General features: G+C 69.0%; 19 protein-coding genes. 5 read left to right on the top strand and 14 right to left on the bottom strand.

Annotation, left to right across the window (positions count from 1 at the left end):
• Nucleotides 1–305: 305 nt before the first annotated feature.
• Entirely contained in the window at nucleotides 306–1,622 is a 1,317-nt protein-coding gene (locus MAE01_RS12780; RefSeq protein ID WP_229718049.1) for a CoA transferase, read from the top strand.
• Here the strand turns inward: MAE01_RS12780 and MAE01_RS12775 are convergent.
• Genes MAE01_RS12775 through MAE01_RS12765 form a run of 3 tightly spaced genes read right to left on the bottom strand, consistent with a single transcriptional unit; the run spans nucleotide 1,573 to nucleotide 4,664 of the window.
• A complete protein-coding gene (locus MAE01_RS12775; protein ID WP_147039941.1) occupies nucleotides 1,573–2,382 on the bottom strand; it encodes a DUF4184 family protein in 810 nt (269 codons plus the stop codon). The genes MAE01_RS12780 and MAE01_RS12775 overlap by 50 nt on opposite strands.
• A complete protein-coding gene (gene tyrS / locus MAE01_RS12770) occupies nucleotides 2,382–3,683 on the bottom strand; it encodes a tyrosine--tRNA ligase (RefSeq protein WP_147039940.1) in 1,302 nt (433 codons plus the stop codon). Before tyrS ends, MAE01_RS12775 begins: the two co-directional genes overlap by 1 nt.
• Before the next feature lie 27 nt (nucleotides 3,684–3,710).
• Entirely contained in the window at nucleotides 3,711–4,664 is a 954-nt protein-coding gene (locus tag MAE01_RS12765) for an aldo/keto reductase (protein ID WP_147039939.1), read from the bottom strand.
• Nucleotides 4,665–4,718: 54 nt separating this feature from the next.
• Between MAE01_RS12765 and MAE01_RS12760 the strand changes: the two genes are divergently transcribed.
• The gene (locus MAE01_RS12760; RefSeq protein WP_147039938.1) at nucleotides 4,719–5,084 is read left to right on the top strand and encodes a MerR family transcriptional regulator; all 366 of its coding nucleotides are present in this window, start codon (nucleotides 4,719–4,721) and stop codon (nucleotides 5,082–5,084) included.
• A 60-nt stretch (nucleotides 5,085–5,144) separates the two neighbouring features.
• The gene (locus MAE01_RS12755) at nucleotides 5,145–5,732 is read left to right on the top strand and encodes a hypothetical protein (RefSeq protein ID WP_147039937.1); all 588 of its coding nucleotides are present in this window, start codon (nucleotides 5,145–5,147) and stop codon (nucleotides 5,730–5,732) included.
• Nucleotides 5,733–5,735: 3 nt separating this feature from the next.
• Here MAE01_RS12755 and MAE01_RS12750 read toward each other — a convergent pair whose 3' ends face one another.
• The 11 genes from MAE01_RS12750 to MAE01_RS12700 form a co-directional block, all read right to left on the bottom strand.
• Entirely contained in the window at nucleotides 5,736–6,380 is a 645-nt protein-coding gene (locus MAE01_RS12750) for a SatD family protein (RefSeq protein WP_147039936.1), read from the bottom strand.
• A 73-nt stretch (nucleotides 6,381–6,453) separates the two neighbouring features.
• On the bottom strand, nucleotides 6,454–7,884 hold the full coding sequence (gene argH / locus MAE01_RS12745; protein WP_147039935.1) for an argininosuccinate lyase: 1,431 nt from the start codon (nucleotides 7,882–7,884) through the stop codon (nucleotides 6,454–6,456).
• Between the two features lie 9 nt (nucleotides 7,885–7,893).
• A complete protein-coding gene (locus MAE01_RS12740) occupies nucleotides 7,894–8,979 on the bottom strand; it encodes a heparan-alpha-glucosaminide N-acetyltransferase domain-containing protein (protein WP_147039952.1) in 1,086 nt (361 codons plus the stop codon).
• Nucleotides 8,980–9,004: 25 nt separating this feature from the next.
• Nucleotides 9,005–9,928, bottom strand: a complete 924-nt coding sequence (argF, locus tag MAE01_RS12735) for an ornithine carbamoyltransferase (RefSeq protein ID WP_147039934.1) — start codon at nucleotides 9,926–9,928, stop codon at nucleotides 9,005–9,007.
• On the bottom strand, nucleotides 9,925–11,157 hold the full coding sequence (locus MAE01_RS12730; protein ID WP_147039933.1) for an acetylornithine transaminase: 1,233 nt from the start codon (nucleotides 11,155–11,157) through the stop codon (nucleotides 9,925–9,927). The genes argF and MAE01_RS12730 overlap by 4 nt, the downstream gene beginning before the upstream one ends.
• On the bottom strand, nucleotides 11,154–12,068 hold the full coding sequence (argB, locus tag MAE01_RS12725) for an acetylglutamate kinase (RefSeq protein WP_147039932.1): 915 nt from the start codon (nucleotides 12,066–12,068) through the stop codon (nucleotides 11,154–11,156). Before argB ends, MAE01_RS12730 begins: the two co-directional genes overlap by 4 nt.
• Nucleotides 12,065–13,222 (bottom strand): bifunctional glutamate N-acetyltransferase/amino-acid acetyltransferase ArgJ, encoded by a 1,158-nt coding sequence (gene argJ, locus MAE01_RS12720; protein WP_147039931.1) that lies wholly within the window; start codon nucleotides 13,220–13,222, stop codon nucleotides 12,065–12,067. The genes argB and argJ overlap by 4 nt, the downstream gene beginning before the upstream one ends.
• Nucleotides 13,219–14,262 carry an N-acetyl-gamma-glutamyl-phosphate reductase gene (gene argC / locus MAE01_RS12715; RefSeq protein ID WP_147039930.1) on the bottom strand — a complete coding sequence of 348 codons (1,044 nt, stop codon included), beginning with the start codon at nucleotides 14,260–14,262 and terminating at the stop codon, nucleotides 13,219–13,221. The genes argJ and argC overlap by 4 nt, the downstream gene beginning before the upstream one ends.
• Before the next feature lie 257 nt (nucleotides 14,263–14,519).
• On the bottom strand, nucleotides 14,520–15,485 hold the full coding sequence (locus MAE01_RS12710) for an NAD-dependent epimerase/dehydratase family protein (protein ID WP_147039929.1): 966 nt from the start codon (nucleotides 15,483–15,485) through the stop codon (nucleotides 14,520–14,522).
• 78 nt (nucleotides 15,486–15,563) lie between these two features.
• On the bottom strand, nucleotides 15,564–15,998 hold the full coding sequence (locus tag MAE01_RS12705; protein ID WP_147039928.1) for a cupin domain-containing protein: 435 nt from the start codon (nucleotides 15,996–15,998) through the stop codon (nucleotides 15,564–15,566).
• Between the two features lie 37 nt (nucleotides 15,999–16,035).
• Nucleotides 16,036–16,437: a DUF3054 domain-containing protein gene (locus MAE01_RS12700; RefSeq protein WP_229718050.1), complete on the bottom strand. Its 402-nt coding sequence runs from the start codon at nucleotides 16,435–16,437 to the stop codon at nucleotides 16,036–16,038.
• Between the two features lie 36 nt (nucleotides 16,438–16,473).
• On the opposite strand from MAE01_RS12700, the gene MAE01_RS12695 reads away from it, so the two are divergent.
• Nucleotides 16,474–17,871, top strand: a complete 1,398-nt coding sequence (locus MAE01_RS12695) for an aminopeptidase P family protein (protein WP_147039927.1) — start codon at nucleotides 16,474–16,476, stop codon at nucleotides 17,869–17,871.
• Nucleotides 17,868–18,485 carry a YdcF family protein gene (locus MAE01_RS12690; RefSeq protein ID WP_229718051.1) on the top strand — a complete coding sequence of 206 codons (618 nt, stop codon included), beginning with the start codon at nucleotides 17,868–17,870 and terminating at the stop codon, nucleotides 18,483–18,485. The genes MAE01_RS12695 and MAE01_RS12690 overlap by 4 nt, the downstream gene beginning before the upstream one ends.
• Nucleotides 18,486–18,555 lie beyond the last annotated feature (70 nt).

Genomic DNA, 18,555 nt, shown 5'->3' with positions numbered 1-18,555 from the left:
CCCCGTGGCTTCCGTTTGTCAAATCGACGCGCCGAGTGAACTCGGTGTGTGATCTGCGGAACCACAGAGCAACCCACACGCAGCATCTCACCGAAGTGATGTTCTGTGTGTGGGAGGTGGTCCGCCACTTGAGGGGAGCTGAGCCTTGGCCCTTTCTCAACCCTGTGGGGCGAACAAGTAATAACTTACGCGGGATCCGCGGGAGCGGGCAAATCCGGATCGACTCCCGGGCGTGTCGCTATCCCGCGTTCTGCGAACGTGCCCGGTCAGGCCTGGAATCCTGTCCAGCGGCGTACGATCGCGCCATGGACCCAACGAACTGCGGACGCGCAGTGCTCGCCCGTGTCGCGAAGGATCTGGGCATCGAGGTGGGCTCGATCAACGACATTCCTGGCCCCGCCGCCGCTGTGCCGCTCCCCTCCCGACTGGCCACGGCGGAACTCGCGTGGGCGAGTGTGGCGTCGGTCCTGCTCGCCACCGGCACCGACGCTGTGCCCGCGCTCGATGCGGACCGCATCGCCCTCTCCTACCGCAGTGATCGGTTCTTGCGCATCGACGGCGAGGCGCCGGATGTCTGGTCGCCGTACTCAGGGTTCTGGCCGACTGCTGATTGGTGGGTCCGCACTCACGGCAACTACCCGCACCATGCGGCAGCGCTTCTGGACGCCCTCGACCTCCCGCAGAACGCGAGCGCGGACGAGGTCCGCGCGATGCTCGCCGCGGCATCCGCCCGTGAATCCGCGCAGCGCATCTCGGCGGCGGGAGGCCTCGCCGTCGTCGTCTCGCCCGAGAATCCCGCGCGCGACGCCGCTCTCCGTGAGCAGCCGCTCGTCGATATCCGGCGTGCCGGCGATGCGCCACAGGCACGGCCGCACCAGTCGCGAGCAGGCGCGCCGCTGCGCGGCATCCGGGTCCTCGATCTCACCCGCGTGATCGCCGGCCCCGTGTGCACGCGCACTCTCGCGCTCCTCGGTGCTGACGTGCTCCGCATCGATCCGCCCCATCTGCCGGAGCCGGAGTGGCAGCACCTGGACACCGGCCACGGAAAGCGCAGCACAATCCTCGATGCCCGTAGCCCCGAGATGAGCACGCTGCTCGCGCACGCGGACGTCGTCGTGCTCGGCTATCGCCCTGCCGCTCTTGATCGTCTTGGCCTCTCCCCCGCTGCTCTCGCCGAACGGCATCCGCATCTGGTCGTTGCGCAGCTGAGCGCGTGGGGCACGGAGTATCCCGAGCGCGCCGGTTTCGACAGCCTCGTGCAGGCGGAATCCGGTATCGCGCTGGTCGAATCTCCGGACGGCGAGACTCCGGGAGTGCTCCCCGCGCAGGCCCTGGATCACAGCGCCGGCTATCTGCTCGCCGCCGGTATCGTCGCCGCGATCCGCAGACGCCGTGATGAGGGTGGGAGCTGGCGGGTGAGCACCTCGCTCCGACGCGTCGCCGCCGAACTGCTGGGACTGCCGCGCCACACCGTCCCGACGTCACCCCGTGAGATCGACCCTGCCGATCACATGCAGGACTTCGCGATCAGCGGGCGAACATTGACGATTGTGCGGTCGGCGCTGCCCGGGTTCAGCTTCGCGGCGCCGCGCCCGTGGGGTTCCGACGCCCCAGAATGGTGAGCGCCACGCACAGCGCGAGCGTGAGCATCGCCCAGATGCCCGATGCCAGCGGCAGTGACCGATACGCCAGGTGCTGGATCGTGAAGTCGTCCGTGAACGGACCGAGCGTCAGATAGCCGATCAGCCAAGCGGCGACGAGGATGATCGGCAGCGACAGCCACCAGACCACGCGTACCCACGGCCAGGTCGTTCGGGCGACAGCAGGGCGGGGCTCGGCGCGACGAAGCCAGAGCAGCGCCCAGATGCCGACGATCACGAGGCCGATGACGCTGGATCCGTGCTGCAACCACTTGAACCCTTGCAGCGGCCCCCACTGCTCGGCGAGCGCCGGCATGAGCTGCAACCCGAGACGGCCCTCGTGCGTGAACTCATCCCACAGGATGTGCGAGATGACGCCGATGAGCAGGGATGCCGCGAGCAACACAGCGTGCGTCCATCGCCGCCCGATCCCCAAGGCATCGTTCAGCGTATCCGCCGCCGGCATGTCCCAGTCGGCGGGCAGCCGACGCGCCACCCACTGCGGCGAGAGCTCCGGTGCGATCGGTCGCAGCACGACCCGCCAGAGCAGGAACAGGCCCAGGGCGATGACCATCGTCCAGACGATGTTCGCGTAGGTGTGCGTGAACGAGTAGGTCACGCCGAACCCGCGCACGAACAGCGGCAGGTCGGGAGTCATCGCTCCGATCGCGATCGCCGCCGGAACCAGCGGCGTGCGCACGAACGGCAGCGCGACGACCGCATGGCTCGGCGTGAACGGCATCAGCCGATGAAGATTCCCGCGAGCGTCTTCTTGCCGCGGCGCAGTACCGACACTCCCCCGGGCAGCGTCCCCTCCACGACCGCCGCATCGTCCTCGACACGGGTGCCGTCGAGCACGACGCCGCCCTGCGAGATGGCGCGGCGCGCCTCGGAGAGGCTCGTCACCAGGCCGGTCGCGACCAGCGCGTCGACGACAGAGGTTCCGGCGGGAACGGTCGCGTTCGGCAGTTCCTCCAGCGCCGTGCGCAGCGTCGCCGCGTCCAGTCCGTTCAGGTCGCCCTGGCCGAACAGCGCCTCGGATGCCGCGATGACGGCGGCCGTGGCATCCACGCCGTGCACCGTCGCGACCACCTCGAGGGCGAGACGTTTCTGCGCAGCCCGGCGGAACGGCTCGGTCTCGACGAGCTTCTCGTACTCCTCGATCTCTGCTCGCGTGAGGAAGGTGAAGATCTTCAGGCGGTCGATCACGTCGGCATCCGTGGTGGAAAGCCAGAACTGGTACATCCGGTACGGGCTGCACATGTCGGCATCCAGCCAGATGGCGTTGCCCTCGCTCTTGCCGAACTTCGTGCCGTCGCTGTTCGTGATCAGCGGCGTGCCGATCGCGTGCGCGGACGTGCCCTCGACCCGGTGGATGAGGTCGGTTCCGCTGGTGAGGTTTCCCCACTGGTCGGATCCGCCGGTCTGCAGCACGCAGTCGTACTGGCGGTACAGCTCGAGGAAGTCCATCCCCTGCAGGATCTGGTAGCTGAACTCGGTGTAGCTGATACCGGCATCCGAATTCAGGCGCGCGGCGACCGCATCCTTCTTCAGCATGGTGCCGACGCGGTAGTGCTTGCCGATCTCGCGCAGGAAGTCGATCGCCGACATCGGCGCCGTCCAGTCGAGGTTGTTCACCATCCGCGCCGCGTTCTCGCCCTCGAAGCTGAGGAAGCGCTCGACCTGTGCGCGCAGCCGGTCGACCCACTCCTCCACGGTCTCGCGAGTGTTCAGGGTGCGCTCGGCGGTGGGCCGCGGGTCGCCGATGAGTCCGGTGGAGCCACCGACCAGCCCGAGGGGCTTGTGGCCGGCGAGCTGCAGTCGGCGCAGCAGCAGCAGCTGGACGAGGTTGCCGAGGTGCAGGCTCGGCGCGGTCGGATCGAACCCGCAGTAATACGTGATCGGGTCTCCGGCGAGAAGGGCGCGCAGCGCCTCCTGGTCGGTGGACACGTGGACGAGGCCGCGCCAGACGATCTCGTCCCACACGTTCTCGAACGTGGGATCGATCGCCTGCGGGGCAGTCGTCAGAGCGGGAGTTGACACGCGCTCCAGGCTATCAGCGCGGTGCCCTCACACCGGTTCGTCCAGCGCGCGGATCTCGTCGGCGGGCAGGGTCAGGAGCGCGGCATCCATCGCGAGGTCCAGCTGCGCGACGGTGCTGCCGCCGAGGATCGGGCGGATGCCGTGCGCCAGCAGCCACGCGAGGACGATCTGCCCCCGCTGCAGCCCCCGATCCCGAGCGACCTCGTCGAGGATCGCGAGACGTCGCTCGTTGCCGGGATGGTCGTACACCTCGGGGATCGCCTTGTCGGGGTTGTCGTAAGCGCCAGAGAGCAGCGGCGTGTACGCCCATACCTCGAAGCCGTGTTCGGCCGCGTAGTCGCGCTGTTCGTCGTCGAGCGCGCCGAACCGGTGGATGACGCCGGGCAGCTGTGTGCCCGGGCGCGCACGCAGGTAGGTGGTGTTGAGCTGGAAGGCGTCGATCGGCATGCTGCCGCTCTTCGCGGCATGTGCGCGGGAACGCTCGATCCGCCAGGCCGGGTGGTTGGATGCGCCGACCCGTCGCACTGTGCCGGCAGCTGTCAGCTCGGCGAGAGCATCCGTCGTCTCCTCGATCGGAACGGTTCTGTCCTCCTGATGCAGCCAGAGCAGATCGATCGTGTCGATCCCGAGGCGATCCAGACTTCCGGCGACGGCGTCGCGGATCGCGCGGCGCGACAGCCCGGTCTTGTACTCCGGCCACGAACCCGGCCAGAGGGGCTCGGCGCCGACCTTGGTCGAGATGCGCACGCGCTCCCGTATGTCGGGGCGTGAGGCGAGCCAGCGCCCGATCATCGTCTCCGATGCACCGCCGTGACCGGTGGGGCTCTCCCAGAAGCTGTAGCAGTCGGCGGTGTCGATCCACAGGCCGCCGCGTTCGACGAAGCGATCGAGCAGAGCGAACGACCTGTCCTCATCGAGACGGGTGCCGAACGTCATCGCGCCGAATACGAGGGGTGACCGTGGGGTGTTCTGTTGAGTCATGGCGCCAGTCTCGGACCTGGAGTGCACTCCAGGTCAAGTCCTATGCTCGAGACCATGACGACGTACACGCCCGCTGAGGCCTCCGAGCTCTCCGGTTTCAGCATCGACACGCTGCGGTACTACGAGCGAGAGGGGATTCTCGGGGAGGTGCAGCGCACCACCGGCGGTCACCGCGTCTACACCGACACCGAGCTTGGGCTCCTCGACTTCCTCAAGTGCCTGCGTGAGACCGGCATGCCCGTGGAGAGGCTGCGTCGGTACGGCGCACTCTGCCGACGCGACGACACGATTCCGGAACGGATCGCCCTGCTCGAACAGCACGCCGAGCACGTCGAGCGGCAGCTGCAGGAAGTGCTGGCGCAGCAGGCGCGGCTGGCCGAGAAGCTCGCCTGGTACCGCGGCGAGCTCGATCGCGGCTGAGGTCGCACGGGTGCAGCGCGGTGCCGAGACGATGTCGGATGCTCGTGCAAAGCTGACGGCATGTCATCGGCCGACCCGCTCCTGTCAGTGATCCTCGCCGCGGGCATCGCTGCGGTGATGTGCGCGGTGCTCATCATTTCGCTGGTGAGCGTGCGCAAGCCGACCACGCCCCCGATGGTGGTGTGCAGCGCACTGATCGCCGCAGCTCTGATCGTCGTCGTGGTCATTCCGCTGAGCGACGTGCCGGTCGCCGCCGGCATCCCGCTGACCGCGCTCGGGATCGCCGCGGCGACGATCGGCGGCAATCCGTTCACGCGCAGGGCGCTCGACATCGCGACCGGGAACCGGGTGCGTGAGACCGAGGACGGCGGCATCCTGATCATCGCCTCGCACGATGCCGATCCCCAGAACGCGCGCACGCTGATGCGGGGTGGCACGGTGATCGGATATCTGGAGCGACTGGCTGCGGTGATCGCGATTGCCGTCGGCTTCCCGGAGGCGGTTGCCGCCGTCATCGCCGTCAAGGGCATCGGCCGGTTCCCGGAACTCGCCGAGCCGGAGGCACGGGAACGGTTCATCATCGGCACGGTCGCGAGCCTGCTCTGGGCCGGGGTGATCGGTGCGATCGTCCGGCTGAGCCTGGGGTGAGCGTCAGTTCAGGCCGAGAAGGCGGAATCCCTCGACGACAGCGGCCGCTCCTGATGTGGACAGCCCCTGCGAGACCGCAGACTGCGTGATCCCTTCGGCAGCGGCGAGTTCTCGCTGCGTCAGGGAGAGGCACCGTCCGTAGGTCAGCCGGCGGACGCGTTCGGACATGGCGCCGACGATCTCGTCCCTGGTGAGCAGGTGGGCGTTGGCCCATCGCACGGCATCCGCGTGCTGATCCGCGACGCTCTCGTGCGCGACGATCCAACTGCGAGCCTGTGGTGCGGCACGCCTCTGCAGCGCCTCGAGGTGTTCGATGGCGCTGCGCGCCGCCCACCACCCCGGGCCGTCCGAGATGCCCTGGGCGGAGGTCGCCGACGGCACCCTGCCGACATCGCCGATCCCGATGCCGTAGCGGAACTCGACTCCGTCCGGCAGCGCCAGCCGCAGCAGCAGGATCGCGCCGAGGGCAGCCTCGAGCGTGGGATAGATCGCCTGCTGCTCGTCGCCGACCGTGGGACGCAGCCCCTGCGTCGCGACCGGAAGGTCGCGCTCGACGCGGGCGATCGTCTCATCGAACGCGCGTTGCGCCTCGGCCCGGTCGGCGAGCTGCCGAGAGCCGATGATGTCCGCCGTCACCGCGATCGTCATCGTATGAGCGTATCACTGATATTCGAGCAATATAAGGCTATCGCTGATAACCGCGGAATATCAGTACAGCCGACTACAGGCCGAGGGCGTGCGCAGCCTTCTGCGAACGCGCGATGAGTTCGACCCGCTGCTCCTCCACGCGCACTGGGGCGGTCCCGCCGGCGCCGGTGCGGGAGGCGACCGAGCCCTCGATGCTGAGCACGTCGCGGACCTCGGGCGTCAGGTGCTCAGAGACCTGTGCGAGAAGTGCGTCATCGGCATCCTCGAGTCCGATGCCCTGCTCCTCGCACGCGCGAACCAGCGCACCCGAGATCTCGTGGGCGTCGCGGAACGGCACACGCCGCTTGACGAGCCACTCGGCGACGTCGGTCGCGAGCGAGAAACCCTGCGGTGCGAGCTCTGCCATGCGGGCGGTGTCGAAGCGCAGCGTCGCGATCATGCCGGCGAAGGCGGGCAGCACGACCTCGAGGGTGTTCACCGAGTCGAAGACCGGCTCCTTGTCCTCCTGCAGGTCGCGGTTGTACGCGAGCGGAAGACCCTTCAGCGTCGCCATGAGCCCGGTGAGGTTGCCGATCAGGCGACCGGACTTGCCGCGGGCGAGTTCGGCGATGTCGGGGTTCTTCTTCTGCGGCATGATGCTCGAACCGGTCGAGTAGCTGTCGTGCAGGGTGACGAAGCCGAACTCGCGGGTGTTCCAGAGGATGATCTCCTCGGAGATGCGGGAGAGGTCGACGCCGATCATCGCCGTGATGAATGCGAACTCGGCGACGACGTCGCGGGCGGCGGTGCCGTCGAGTGAGTTCTCGGCAGGACGATCCAGGCCCAGCTCGCGCGCGACGAGTTCGGGGTCGAGTCCGAGGGTGGAGCCGGCGAGCGCTCCCCCGCCATACGGCGAGACGCCCGCACGCACCCGCCAGTCGACCAGGCGCTCGAGCTCGCGCACCAGCGGCCAGGCGTGTGCCTGAAGGTGGTGGGCCAGCAGCACCGGCTGCGCGTGCTGCAGGTGGGTGCGGCCGGGCAGGATGGCGTCAGGGTGCGCTTCGGCCTGGGCGACGAGCGCGTCGACGACCCGCAGGATGTCGCGGGCGATGACCTTGGCGTGATCGATCAGGTACATCCGCACCAGGGTCGCGATCTGGTCGTTGCGCGAGCGACCGGCGCGCAGGCGCCCCCCGAGTTCGGGCCCGAGTTCGGCGATCAGTGCCTGCTCGAGCGCGCCGTGCACGTCTTCGTCGGTCTCTGCGGGCAGGATCGTGCCGTCGGCGACCTTGCGGGCGACGGCATCCAGGCCCGCGTGCATCTGCTGCTCTTCGTCGGCCTCGAGGTAGCCGGCGGCGGCCAGCGCCTTGGCGTGCGCGTGGGAACCCGCGATGTCGTAGGGCGCGAGGATCCAGTCGAAGTGGGTCGAGCGGCTGAGCTCGGCGAGCTCGGGGGACGGCCCCGATGCGAATCGTGCGCCCCAGAGTGCGCCCTCGTTCGTGCCGTCGTGCTTCGCCTCGCTCATCACTCCAGACTAGCGGCGCGGCTCTGCGCTCACGACGCGCTTGGCAGTGCGATCCAGGACCCACTCGAGCGGTCCGCGGCCGATCAGCAGAGCCCAGGCGGTGCAGCCGATGAGCACGCCGATCGTGAGCGGCCAGAACGGGTCGAGGGCGCGGAAGCCGCCGAGGTCCGTCGTGTCGCCCAGCGCTATGCCGGCGACGATCGCCCAGATCACGAGTTGCGCCGTGTAGGCGGTGAGCGGCATCGCACCGGTCGCCCGCAGCGGCAGCACGATCGCCTTCAGCACTCCCAGACGGCACAGCAGCAGGCACGCGGCGAGTACGGCGATGACGAAGCCGCCCGAGCCGATGACCTCCAGCAGCCCCGACGAGTGCGGTTCGGCCGACCAGACCGACCACCAGTAGCCATCGGCGGCGGGGGCGGGAAGTTCGGCGAGCCCGTATCCGATGGCGGCGAGCGAGCTTCCTGCGACCAGCATCCGCACCTGGACCGTCGCACGCGTGATCCCGGCTCTCGCGATGCCGAGCCCAGCGAGCACGAAGGCGATCCACACCGTGAACGGGTAGTGCCAGCCGACGAACGCGTCGATCTCTGCGGCGTAGGGCGTCTGCCAGATCGGTAGCGCTTCGAACAGCGGCTGCAGGAACGGCATGACCAGGGCGAGCACGGCCGCGATCCACAGCACTGTGCGGCCCGGCATCCCCGTGAACGGCAGCGCGATGAGGAACAGGATCGCGTAGGCGGGCAGGATCACGTACACCGGGACGCCGGTGACGATGAGCAGGATGCCGAGCACGAGCAGCATCGCCGCACGCAGCGCCAAGCGCCACCGTGCGATCGCCATGCGCCCGGCCGGCAGCGGCGAGCGCCCGCCGGTCACGAGGCCGATCGACACGCCCGCGAGCGCCGCGAACAGGATCGAGGAGCGGCCGTCGACGAGTGCGGTCCACGTCTCGGGGTCGCCCCAGCTGAACCGGTCCGCGGTGACGAGCAGGTGCGCCGCGAACATCCCGATGATCGCGAGGCCGCGTGCGAGGTCGACGCCCGCGATCCGGTCAGGACCGTTCAGCCGGTCCCAGTTCTCGCGCAGCCGCATGCTGGTCACTGAGCCTGTCGAAGAGTCAGTTCTGACGCAACAGCCAGACCAGGAGCGCCTTCTGGGCGTGCAGGCGGTTCTCCGCCTCGTCCCAGACCACGCTCTGCGGTCCGTCGATGACCTCGGGGTCGACCTCGTAGCCGCGGTCGGCGGGGAGGCAGTGGATGAAGATCGCCTCCGGGTCGGCGAGGCTCATGGTCTCGGTGGTGACCTTGTATCCGCCGAGGTCGCGGATGCGCGCGATCTTCTCCTCTTCCTTGCCCATCGACACCCAGGTGTCGGTGACGATGACATCCGCACCGGCGGCCGCCTCGACGGGGTCGGTGTAGAGAGTGATCGATCCGCCGGTCTCGGCGGCGCGGCGGTCTGCGGCCTCGACCACGTCGGCGCGCGGAGCGTAGGACTCGGGCGAGGCCATCCGCACGTGCAGGCCAGCGGTGACGCCGGCGAGCGCATAGGAGTGCGCCATGTTGCTCTGGGCGTCGCCGAAGAACGTAAGGGTGAGGCCCTTCAGCTCTCCCTTGTGCTCGCGGATCGTGAGCAGGTCGGCGAGCAGCTGGCAGGGGTGGAAGTCATCGGACAGCGCGTTGACGACGGGCACGCGCGTGCCCCTCGCCATCTCCTCGAGACCCGACTGCGCGTAGGTGCGCCACACGATCGCGGCGACCTGGCGCTCGAGCACGCGGGCGGTGTCGGAGGGGGTCTCCTTGCCGCCGAGCTGGCTGTTCGCGGTCGAGATGATCAGCGGCGAGCCACCGAGGTCGGCGATGCCCACCGCGAACGAGACGCGGGTGCGGGTCGACGACTTGTCGAAGATGACCGCGACGGTCTGCGGACCGGCGAGGGATTTGTCGGCCCACCGGTCCTTCTTGAGCTCGACGGCGAGGTCGAGGATCTCCGACTGCTCGGCAGAGGTGAGGTCGTCGTCGCGCAGCAGGTGGCGGGTCATGCGTTGGCCTTTTCTTCTTCGGATGCCGCAACCGTCGCCTGAACGTGGGCGAGGGCTGCGGTGAACAGGGTCTGGAATTCCTCGATCTCGGCGTCGCCGATGGTCAGTGCCGGCGCGATGCGCACCGTGTAGGGGTTCGCGGCGTTGACGATGAGACCCAGTTCCTGGGCCGCTGCCACGACCTCGCCGGCCACCGGGGCGGTGAGTCCGACGCCGAGCAGCAGCCCGCGTCCGCGTACCTCGTCGATCAGCGGGGAGTCGATGCCCGTGATCACTTCACGCAGCTGGGCGCCGCGTGCTGCGGCGTTCTCGACGAGACCCGCGTTCTCGATCTCGGTGAGCACGGCGTTCGCGACCGCCGTCGCCAGCGGGTTGCCGCCGAACGTCGACCCGTGCGAGCCGGGGGTGAACAGCGAGCTCGCGGCGCTGAAGGTCACGAGCGCCCCGATCGGGAAGCCGCCGCCGATGCCCTTGGCCAGGGTGATGGCATCCGGGGTGATGCCCTCGTGGTTGAAGCCGAACCACTGGCCGGTCCGTCCGGCGCCGGTCTGGATCTCGTCGACGATGAGCAGCGCGCCGTGCTTCAGCGTGAGCGAGCGTGCGACGGAGAGGTACCCCTCTGGGAGTTCGACGACGCCGGCCTCGCCCTGGATGGGCTCGATGATGAGGGCGGCGACGCGGTCGTCGATCGCCGACTCGAGGGCCTCGATCGTGGCGGGGATGTGTTCGACGCCACCGGGCATCGGCTCGAACGGCGCACGCATGGCCTTCTTCGCGGTCAGCGCGAGCGAGCCCATGGTGCGGCCGTGGAAGCCGTTCTCGAGGGCGAGGATGCGCGGGCGCTCGGGGGCACCGTGCAGGCCTGCGCCGTGCAGGCGGGCGAGCTTGAATGCCGCTTCGTTCGCCTCGGCACCGGAGTTCGAGAAGTACACCCGGCCGTCGATGCCCGCGCCGGCGAGGCGCTTCAGTCGTGCGGCGAGTTCGAGCTGCGGCGGGGTGGCGAAGTAGTTGGAGACGTGCACGAGGGTCGCCGCCTGCTTCGCGACGGCCTCGACGAATGCCGGGTGCGCGTGGCCGAGCGAGTTCACGGCGATGCCGGCTAGGAAGTCGAGGTAGCGCTTGTCGTCGCCGTCCCACACGTGCGAGCCCTCGCCTCGAGTGAGGAGGGCGAGCCGGTCCCCCACGTTGAGCACGAGATCCCGTGCGGCGTCTTCCTTCCAGACGGTCACGCCGTCACCCCTTCTCCGAGTACCACTTCAGTTCCGATTCCCTTGCTGGTGAACAGCTCGACGAGCACGGAGTGCGGGACGCGGCCGTCGATGATGGCCGCGGCATCCACTCCGCCTTCGACGGCATCCAGGCAGGCGCGCATCTTCGGGATCATGCCCGACTCGAGCGTCGGCAGCATCTGCACGAGCTGCTGCGACGTCAGGTGCGAGACGAGCGAGTCGCGGTTGGGCCAGTCGGCGTAGAGGCCCGGCACGTCGGTGAGGATCACGAGCTTGCGTGCGTTCAGTGCGGTGGCGAGGGCGGATGCCGCGGCATCCGCGTTCACGTTCAGCGACTGCCCCGGGTTGTCGAGGTCGGGCGCGATCGAGGAGATCACCGGGATGCGCCCAGCGGCGAGGTGGTCGAGGACGGCGGTCGGGTCGACCTGCACGACATCTCCTACGCGACCGAGGTCGACCTGCTCGCCGTCGATGACGACACCGCGGCGGCGTCCGCCGAACAGGCCGGCATCCTCACCGCTGAGTCCGGTGGCGATGGGGCCGTGCGAGTTGATCTTGGCGACCAGCTGCGGGTTCACCTGCCCGGTGAGCACCATGCGCACGACGCTGATCGCCTCGGTGTTGGTGACCCGGTAGCCGCCCTTGAACTCGCTGGGGATCGCGAGGCGGTCGAGCATGTTCGAGATCTGCGGGCCGCCGCCGTGCACGACGACCGGCTGCACGCCGACGTAGCGGAGGTAGGCGATGTCCTGCGCGAACGCCTCCTGCAGCTCGTCGGAGACCATGGCGTTGCCGCCGTACTTGACGACGACGATCTGGTCGCGGAACTTCTTCAGCCACGGCAGCGACTCGATGAGGGTCGCGGCCTTCTCCGCCGCGACGTCAGGCGGTGTGTCCTGGATGTCTGTCATGAGGAGTAGGCGCTGTTCTCGTGGACGTAGTCGTGCGTGAGGTCGTTCGTGCGGATGGTCGCTTCGGCATCGCCCACCTGCAGGTCGATCTGCAGATCGGTGGCGCGCGGGGTGAGGTCGACGTCCTCGCGCGGGCGGTCGGGGCCTCCCTTGGTGCACACGCGGACGCCGTTCATCCACACGTCGACGTCGTATGGGTCGAACTGTGCGCTGGTCGTGCCGATCGCGGCGAGCACGCGACCCCAGTTGGGGTCGTTGCCGAAGATCGCGGCCTTGAAGAGGTTGTTGCGGGCGACCGAGCGGCCGACCTCGACGGCCTCCTGCTCTGTCACGGCGCCGGTGACGCGGATGGTGATGTCGTGGCTCGCGCCCTCGGCATCGCCCTGCAGCTTCTCCGCGAGCTGATCGCTGAGCTCGGTGAGCGCGGCGGTGAAGTCGTCGAGGTCGGGGCGGATGCCGCTGGCGCCGTTGGCGAGCAGCGTCACCTGGTCGTTGGTCGACATGCAGCCGTCCGAGTCGAGCCGGTCGAAGGTCTTCCCCGTTGCGGCGCGCAGGGCGGTGTCCGCGTCGAGGGCTTCGAGGTCGGCGTCGGTGGTGATGACGACGAGCATCGTGGCCAGGCCCGGTGCCAGCATCCCGGCGCCCTTGGCCATGCCGCCGATCGTCCAGCCGTCGCGCGAGACGACGGCGGTCTTGGCGACAGAGTCGGTGGTCATGATGGCGTGGGCGGCGGCGTCTCCGCCGTCTGCGGAAAGCGCCGCGATCGCCTGCTCGGTGCCGGTGAGGACCTTGGCGCGGAACGTTTCGTCGCCGGTGCCGATCAGGCCGGTGGAGCAGATCAGGATGTCACCGGCGCTGACGTCCAGCAACTCGGCGGCCTTCTCGGCGGTCTGGTGCGTGGTCTGGAACCCGAAGCTGCCGGTGAAACAGTTGGCCCCGCCGGAGTTCAGGACGATCGCCTCGACCGTGCGGTCTGCGATCACCTGCTGCGACCAGATGATCGGGTTGGCCTTGGCGCGGTTGCTCGTGAACACCGCGGCGCCGATCTTGCGCGGGCCGCGGTTGACGACCACGGCGACATCGGATTTGCCGGTGGACTTGAGACCGACGGCGACGCCGGCCGCCTCGAATCCCTGGGGTGCGGTGACGCTCATGGTGCCACTCCGTTCACGGTGAGGGCGCGGCCTTCTGGCAGGCCGAGCGCGAGGTTCATGGATTGGATGGCAGCGCCGGCGGTGCCCTTTACAAGATTGTCCACGGCGGTGACGACGGTCACCCGGTTCGCGGCGCGGTCGATCGCGAGACCCATCAGTGCCGTGTTGGCGCCGAGGACGTCGGCGGTGCGCGGGAACTGTCCCTCTGGCAGCAGCTGGACGAAGGTCTCGTCGCCGTAGGCGCTCTCCCACGCCTCACGGATCTGCGCGTCGGACGTGCCGGGCACGATCGGCGCGGTGGATGTGGCCAGGATGCCGCGCGCCATCGGCACGAGCACGGGGGTGAAGGAGATGCGGGCGTCATCCGCCCCGGCAGTCCGCAGAGCCTGCTGGATCTCGGGGATGTGCCGGTGGGTGCCGCCGACCGCGTACGGGTTGGCGGTGCCGAGGAGTTCGCTGCCGAGCAGGTGCGGCTTGAGGCTCTTGCCGGCACCGGAAGGCCCGACGGCGAGCACGCTCACGATGTCGCGCGGGTCGATGACGCCGGCGGCGACGCCGGGGACGAGGCTGAGGCTCACGGTGGAGGCGTTGCAGCCGGGGGCGGCGATGCGCTTCGCGCTGCGCAGGCTCTCACGCTGCTTCTCTCCGCCGACGATGAGCTCCGGGACGCCGTATGCCCACGGCTCATGGAAGTGGCCGCCGTAGAAGGCGTCCCACGAGTCCTGAGAGGTGAGGCGGTGATCGGCGCCGGCGTCGATGACGAGCGGGACGTCTCCGAGGGCATCCGTGTACTGGCCGGACTGGCCGTGCGGGAGCGCGAGGAAGACGATGTCGTGGCCCGCGAGGATCTCTGGGGTGGTGTCCTGCAGCGTGAGGTGCGCGAGTGAACGCAGGTGCGGCTGATGCTGGATCAGCGGCTGTCCGGCGTTCGAATGCGCGGTGACGGTGCGGATCTCGATGTCGGGATGACTGGCGAGCAGGCGCAGGATCTCGCCACCCGCATAGCCGGATGCGCCGGAGACGGCGACGGTATACGTCATGTTTCTACCTTAACGGTGTGGGACCTGCGTCCCTGAGGTGAATGGGAGGCCGGGGCGGCGACGCCGACGCTCGACTGCCCGGTCGGGCAGGAGCGCAGAGGTCGCCTAGAGTCGGCGTCCGCCCAGACGGCTGCGGCGTCGGCGCACCACGGTGACGCTCGGAACGAGCGTCGAAGAGGCGGATGCAGCCGAAGGCATGCCGCGACGATAGCGCTCAGGTCGCGGCATCCGCAAATCCGGTTCGGTGCCGGATGCCATCAGGATGCGAGCTCTTCGAGAAGTTCGCGCTCCTCGCTCCTGGTGAGTCCTGCGCGGCGGGGACGGTCGAGCCCGCGAGCGCGCTCGTCCTCGAGGACGCGAGTGATGATGCTCTCGACGGCCGTCTGGGTGCCGCCCGCCGCTCGGAAGGCGGCGTTGGAACGGGTCATGAACCCCGACCACTCGATCGGCAGCCACAGCGGCAGGGACTTCTCCCCCATCCAGGGCTGGACGCCATGTGCTTCCAGCCACTCGTCGTCGGCGACGACGGTGGGCCCGGTATGTGCTGCAGCGGTGCGGAAGGCCGCGAGGACGTCGTCGAAGGGCCGCGGATCGCCGATGGCGTTGCGGATGCCGGTGAGCTCGGTGTTCGCGGCGAACGAGGCAAGGTCATCGACGTCGATCACCTGCACGAATCGGCCGTCGCCGCTGGGCACGAGGACGGGTTCGGTGCCGGCGCGATCGAAGGCGGCAGCCCAGTAGCCGAAGCGGTCACTGGGATCGCCTGGCCCGACGATGAGGCCGGGACGGATGATGTGCACGCGATCGTCGAGCGCGTGCACGAATCCTTCCGCGGCCACCTTCTGCGCGGCGTACTCGTACTCGTCGCCGTCCTGCGCGGGCGGGTCGAGAGGGGCGGATTCGTCGGCGCCGTGGACATCGGCGTCGGCGTAGACGGACATGGATGAGATGTAGGTCCAGTGCGCGGCGCGGTCGCCGAGAGCGGCGACGGCATCCCGCACGTGCCATGCACGGGACGACACATCGACAACCTCGTCCCAGTCGCGGTCGAGCCGGTCGTACGCGCCGGTGTCGTCGCGGTCGCCGCGCACGAGGACCGCGCCGTCGGGTGCGGGGCGCTCGCCTCGCGCGAGGCACGTCACTCTCGCCCCGTCGTCCAGCCAGCGTCGTGCGATGCGGCCGGACAGCCAGCCTGTTCCGCCAAGGATCAATACGTCGGTCATGCGTCCCATGTCACCACTGCGGGCCGCCCGGCGAAAGCGGCTCTGCTCAGGGCGGAGGTGCGACGGGCGTGACGTCGTTCAGTCTGTCCAGGGCATGGGGCGCTCAGGGTCTCGGGAGCCGTCGTTCGGAAGGTGTGGCAACTGCTCGCCGCCGGCTCTGATGCACAGCCAGCGCAGCTCGCCCGGGCTATCCGGCCGAGCGCGCCAGGTGCGCCACACGCCCTGCCCTACCCGGACGACGGAGCCGGCGCGAACCTCGACGACCTCGTCATCCAGCCCCATCTCCCCGACACCGTCGAGGAACACGTACAGCTCCTCGACGTGGGAGTGCGTGTGCCAGTACCCGGCTTCCTCTCCGGGAACCAGTGCGTTGGCGGTCATGCCGATGTACTGCATCGTGAGCTCGTGATCGACCACCCGCCGACCATCACGCGAACGACTCTGGTCGAATCCGCCGAAGTGCTCTCTCCACTGGTCCGGCGCGCCGATCTCGGTCACTTCGTAGTCGCTCATGTCTGCCTCTCTCGTCACTTTCACTCTCTCGAAACTCTCACCGTTCGTGAGGATGCGCGTCCAGCCGCCGTCCTCTCGTGAGTACTCGGGTCGCCCGAGATCGACGCACGAGCGCGAGCACGGCACGCCAGCCGAGCAGGAACAGCGCGAGCGTGAGCGTGGCCACGATGATGAACGGCAGCGCAGTGCCCTGGCCGCTCACCGCGCGCAGCACCAGTCCCAGTACGACCGTGACCGCCCAGATCGACAGGCCCGGCAGCATCCGCTCGCGCCGCACCCGGCGAACCATAAGAACGACGTGAGCGATCAGCAGCGCCGCCACGAACGGCCAGATCGTGCCCAGCAGACCGGGCAGGTCGCCGAAGATGCCCTCGGCGTGCGAGAGCCGTCCGATCACGCAGAACACGACGACGAGCACCAGATCTATGAGGAGCACCACATTCCCCACCCTACGCAGGAGTGAGAGACTGGACGCATGAGCACCGCAGAGAACGAGACGATCGAAGAGGCCCCCGTCACGAACCGCAAGCAGCCGTTCCCCCGCGGCTTCCTCGACGCGATCTCGACGGGCTGGGCCGAGCGGCCCGAGTCCCTGCCCGCCGCACGCCCGCAGGCGGCGTTCGCCGCCGCACGTCGCGACAAGTTGTCTGCCGCATTCCCCGGCAAGCGAGTCGTGATCGAGGCCGGTTCGCTCAAGCAGCGCAGCAACGACACCGACTACCCGTACCGCGCCCACTCCGCGTTCGCGCACCTCACCGGCTGGGCGGCGGACAGCGAGCCGGACTCCGTGCTCGTCTTCGAGCCGACCGATGCCGGCCATGACGTGACCCTGTACTTCCGCGAGCGCGCCGACCGCACCACGACCGAGTTCTATGCGGATGCCACGGTCGGCGAGTTCTGGATCGGTCCTCGCCCGTCACTGGCAGGGGTCGCCGCCGACCTGGCCGTCGCCACCGACCACCTGGCTGCCTTCGCAGCGACCGATGAGGACGTGACGCTTGCGGATGCCGGCCTCGACCGGTTCGTCTCCGAGCTGCGCCTCGTGAAGGACGAGTACGAGATCGCCGAGATGCGCCGCGCCGTGGAGATCACGGCGCGCGGATTCGACGACATCATCGCAGCTCTCCCGGATGCTGCAGCGCACGCCCGTGGCGAGCGCGTAGTCGAGGGCGTGTTCCACCGACGCGCCCGTGAGGACGGCAACGGCGAAGGCTACGACACGATCTCGGCATCCGGCCCGCACGCCTGCTACCTGCACTGGACGCGCAACGACGGCGCCGTGATCCCCGGTGACCTCATCCTCGTGGATGCCGGTGTCGAGGCCGACAGCCTCTACACGGCCGACATCACCCGCACGCTCCCCGTGAACGGCACCTTCTCGGACGTGCAGCGTCGCGTCTACGAGACGGTTCTCGAAGCCGCGGACGCCGCGTTCGCCGTGGCGCGCCCCGGCGTGAAGTTCCGCGAGGTGCACGAGGCCGCGATGGCCGTGATCGCGCAGCGGACTGCCGAGTGGGGTCTGCTCCCGGTGACCGCCGAGGAGGCTCTCGACGCGGATGCCGGCGGCCAGCACCGCCGTTACATGGTGCACGGCACCTCGCACCACCTCGGCATCGACGTGCACGACTGCGCGCAGGCGCGTCGCGAGATGTATTACGACGGCGTGCTCGAGCCTGGCATGGTCTTCACGATCGAGCCGGGGCTGTACTTCCAGATCGACGACCTGACCGTGCCCGAGGAGCTGCGCGGCATCGGCGTTCGCATCGAGGACGACATCGTCATGACCGCGGACGGGCCGGTGAATCTCTCGGCCGACATCCCGCGCACGGTCTCGGACATCGAGGCGTGGATCGCGAGGGGCCAGAAGGTTTGATTCGTTCCCGCTGGGGCCTGCGCCGGCTGTTCTGGGTGGGCTTCACGACCTACGCGGCAGCGGCCGCGTGGGCCGAGTACGTGCACTGGCGCTCCAGCTGGCGGACGCTGGGCACGGGTGCGGAGACCGACGACGAGGCGGGCACGGAGCGCACGGAGGCCGTGGTCGTCCTGGGCTACGGCAATCAGGGCGAGAGCGCGAACTTCGTGAACCGCTACCGGGTGCGTGCCGGCATCCGGTCTCGGGATCGCGGAGCGGACAGCACGGTCGTCATGTGCGGTGGCACTGTGGAGGGCGACACCCCTGAGGCCGTCATCATGGAGCGCTTCGCCCGCGACGAGCTCGGCTACACGGGCCCGATCGTGCTCGAGCCCGACAGCCGCTCGACGTGGGAGAACATCGAGAACGCGATCCCGCTGATCGAGCATGCCGATGTCATCAAGATCGTGTCGAACTCGCCCCATGCCGAGGTCGCTCGCGAGTACCTGTGGCAGCAGCGCCCTGACCTCGGCGAGCGGCTCGTCCGCGCCGACGAGCACCGTGTCGGCGAGATCGTGCCGATGAAGATCGGCGCCGCCCTGCGGCTCATGCTGTTCCGCTGGCAGCACCGCTGACGCGGCTCGGCTCTCGGGGCAGATTCGCTCGGGAGGGGGCGCAAATGGTCGCTTGACGGGCCGCGTAGCG

The sequence above is a fragment of the Microbacterium aerolatum genome (assembly GCF_007988825.1).
Lineage (GTDB): Bacteria > Actinomycetota > Actinomycetes > Actinomycetales > Microbacteriaceae > Microbacterium > Microbacterium aerolatum.
Note: the sequence above shows the minus strand (reverse complement) of the source record. Positions and strands in the feature narration are given on the sequence as shown.

Bases quoted from the DNA above. Each gene is read 5' to 3' on its own strand.
- MAE01_RS12755 (WP_147039937.1), top strand. From the start codon at position 5,145: ATGTCATCGGCCGACCCGCTCCTGTCAGTGATCCTCGCCGCGGGCATC.
- argC (WP_147039930.1), bottom strand. From the start codon at position 14,262: ATGACGTATACCGTCGCCGTCTCCGGCGCATCCGGCTATGCGGGTGGC.
- MAE01_RS12775 (WP_147039941.1), bottom strand. From the start codon at position 2,382: ATGCCGTTCACGCCGAGCCATGCGGTCGTCGCGCTGCCGTTCGTGCGC.
- MAE01_RS12750 (WP_147039936.1), bottom strand. From the start codon at position 6,380: ATGACGATCGCGGTGACGGCGGACATCATCGGCTCTCGGCAGCTCGCC.
- MAE01_RS12740 (WP_147039952.1), bottom strand. From the start codon at position 8,979: ATGCGGCTGCGCGAGAACTGGGACCGGCTGAACGGTCCTGACCGGATC.
- MAE01_RS12760 (WP_147039938.1), top strand. From the start codon at position 4,719: ATGACGACGTACACGCCCGCTGAGGCCTCCGAGCTCTCCGGTTTCAGC.
- argJ (WP_147039931.1), bottom strand. From the start codon at position 13,222: ATGAGCGTCACCGCACCCCAGGGATTCGAGGCGGCCGGCGTCGCCGTC.
- MAE01_RS12765 (WP_147039939.1), bottom strand. From the start codon at position 4,664: ATGACTCAACAGAACACCCCACGGTCACCCCTCGTATTCGGCGCGATG.
- MAE01_RS12705 (WP_147039928.1), bottom strand. From the start codon at position 15,998: ATGAGCGACTACGAAGTGACCGAGATCGGCGCGCCGGACCAGTGGAGA.
- argF (WP_147039934.1), bottom strand. From the start codon at position 9,928: ATGACCCGCCACCTGCTGCGCGACGACGACCTCACCTCTGCCGAGCAG.
- MAE01_RS12695 (WP_147039927.1), top strand. From the start codon at position 16,474: ATGAGCACCGCAGAGAACGAGACGATCGAAGAGGCCCCCGTCACGAAC.
- MAE01_RS12710 (WP_147039929.1), bottom strand. From the start codon at position 15,485: ATGACCGACGTATTGATCCTTGGCGGAACAGGCTGGCTGTCCGGCCGC.
- MAE01_RS12780 (WP_229718049.1), top strand. From the start codon at position 306: ATGGACCCAACGAACTGCGGACGCGCAGTGCTCGCCCGTGTCGCGAAG.
- argB (WP_147039932.1), bottom strand. From the start codon at position 12,068: ATGACAGACATCCAGGACACACCGCCTGACGTCGCGGCGGAGAAGGCC.
- argH (WP_147039935.1), bottom strand. From the start codon at position 7,884: ATGAGCGAGGCGAAGCACGACGGCACGAACGAGGGCGCACTCTGGGGC.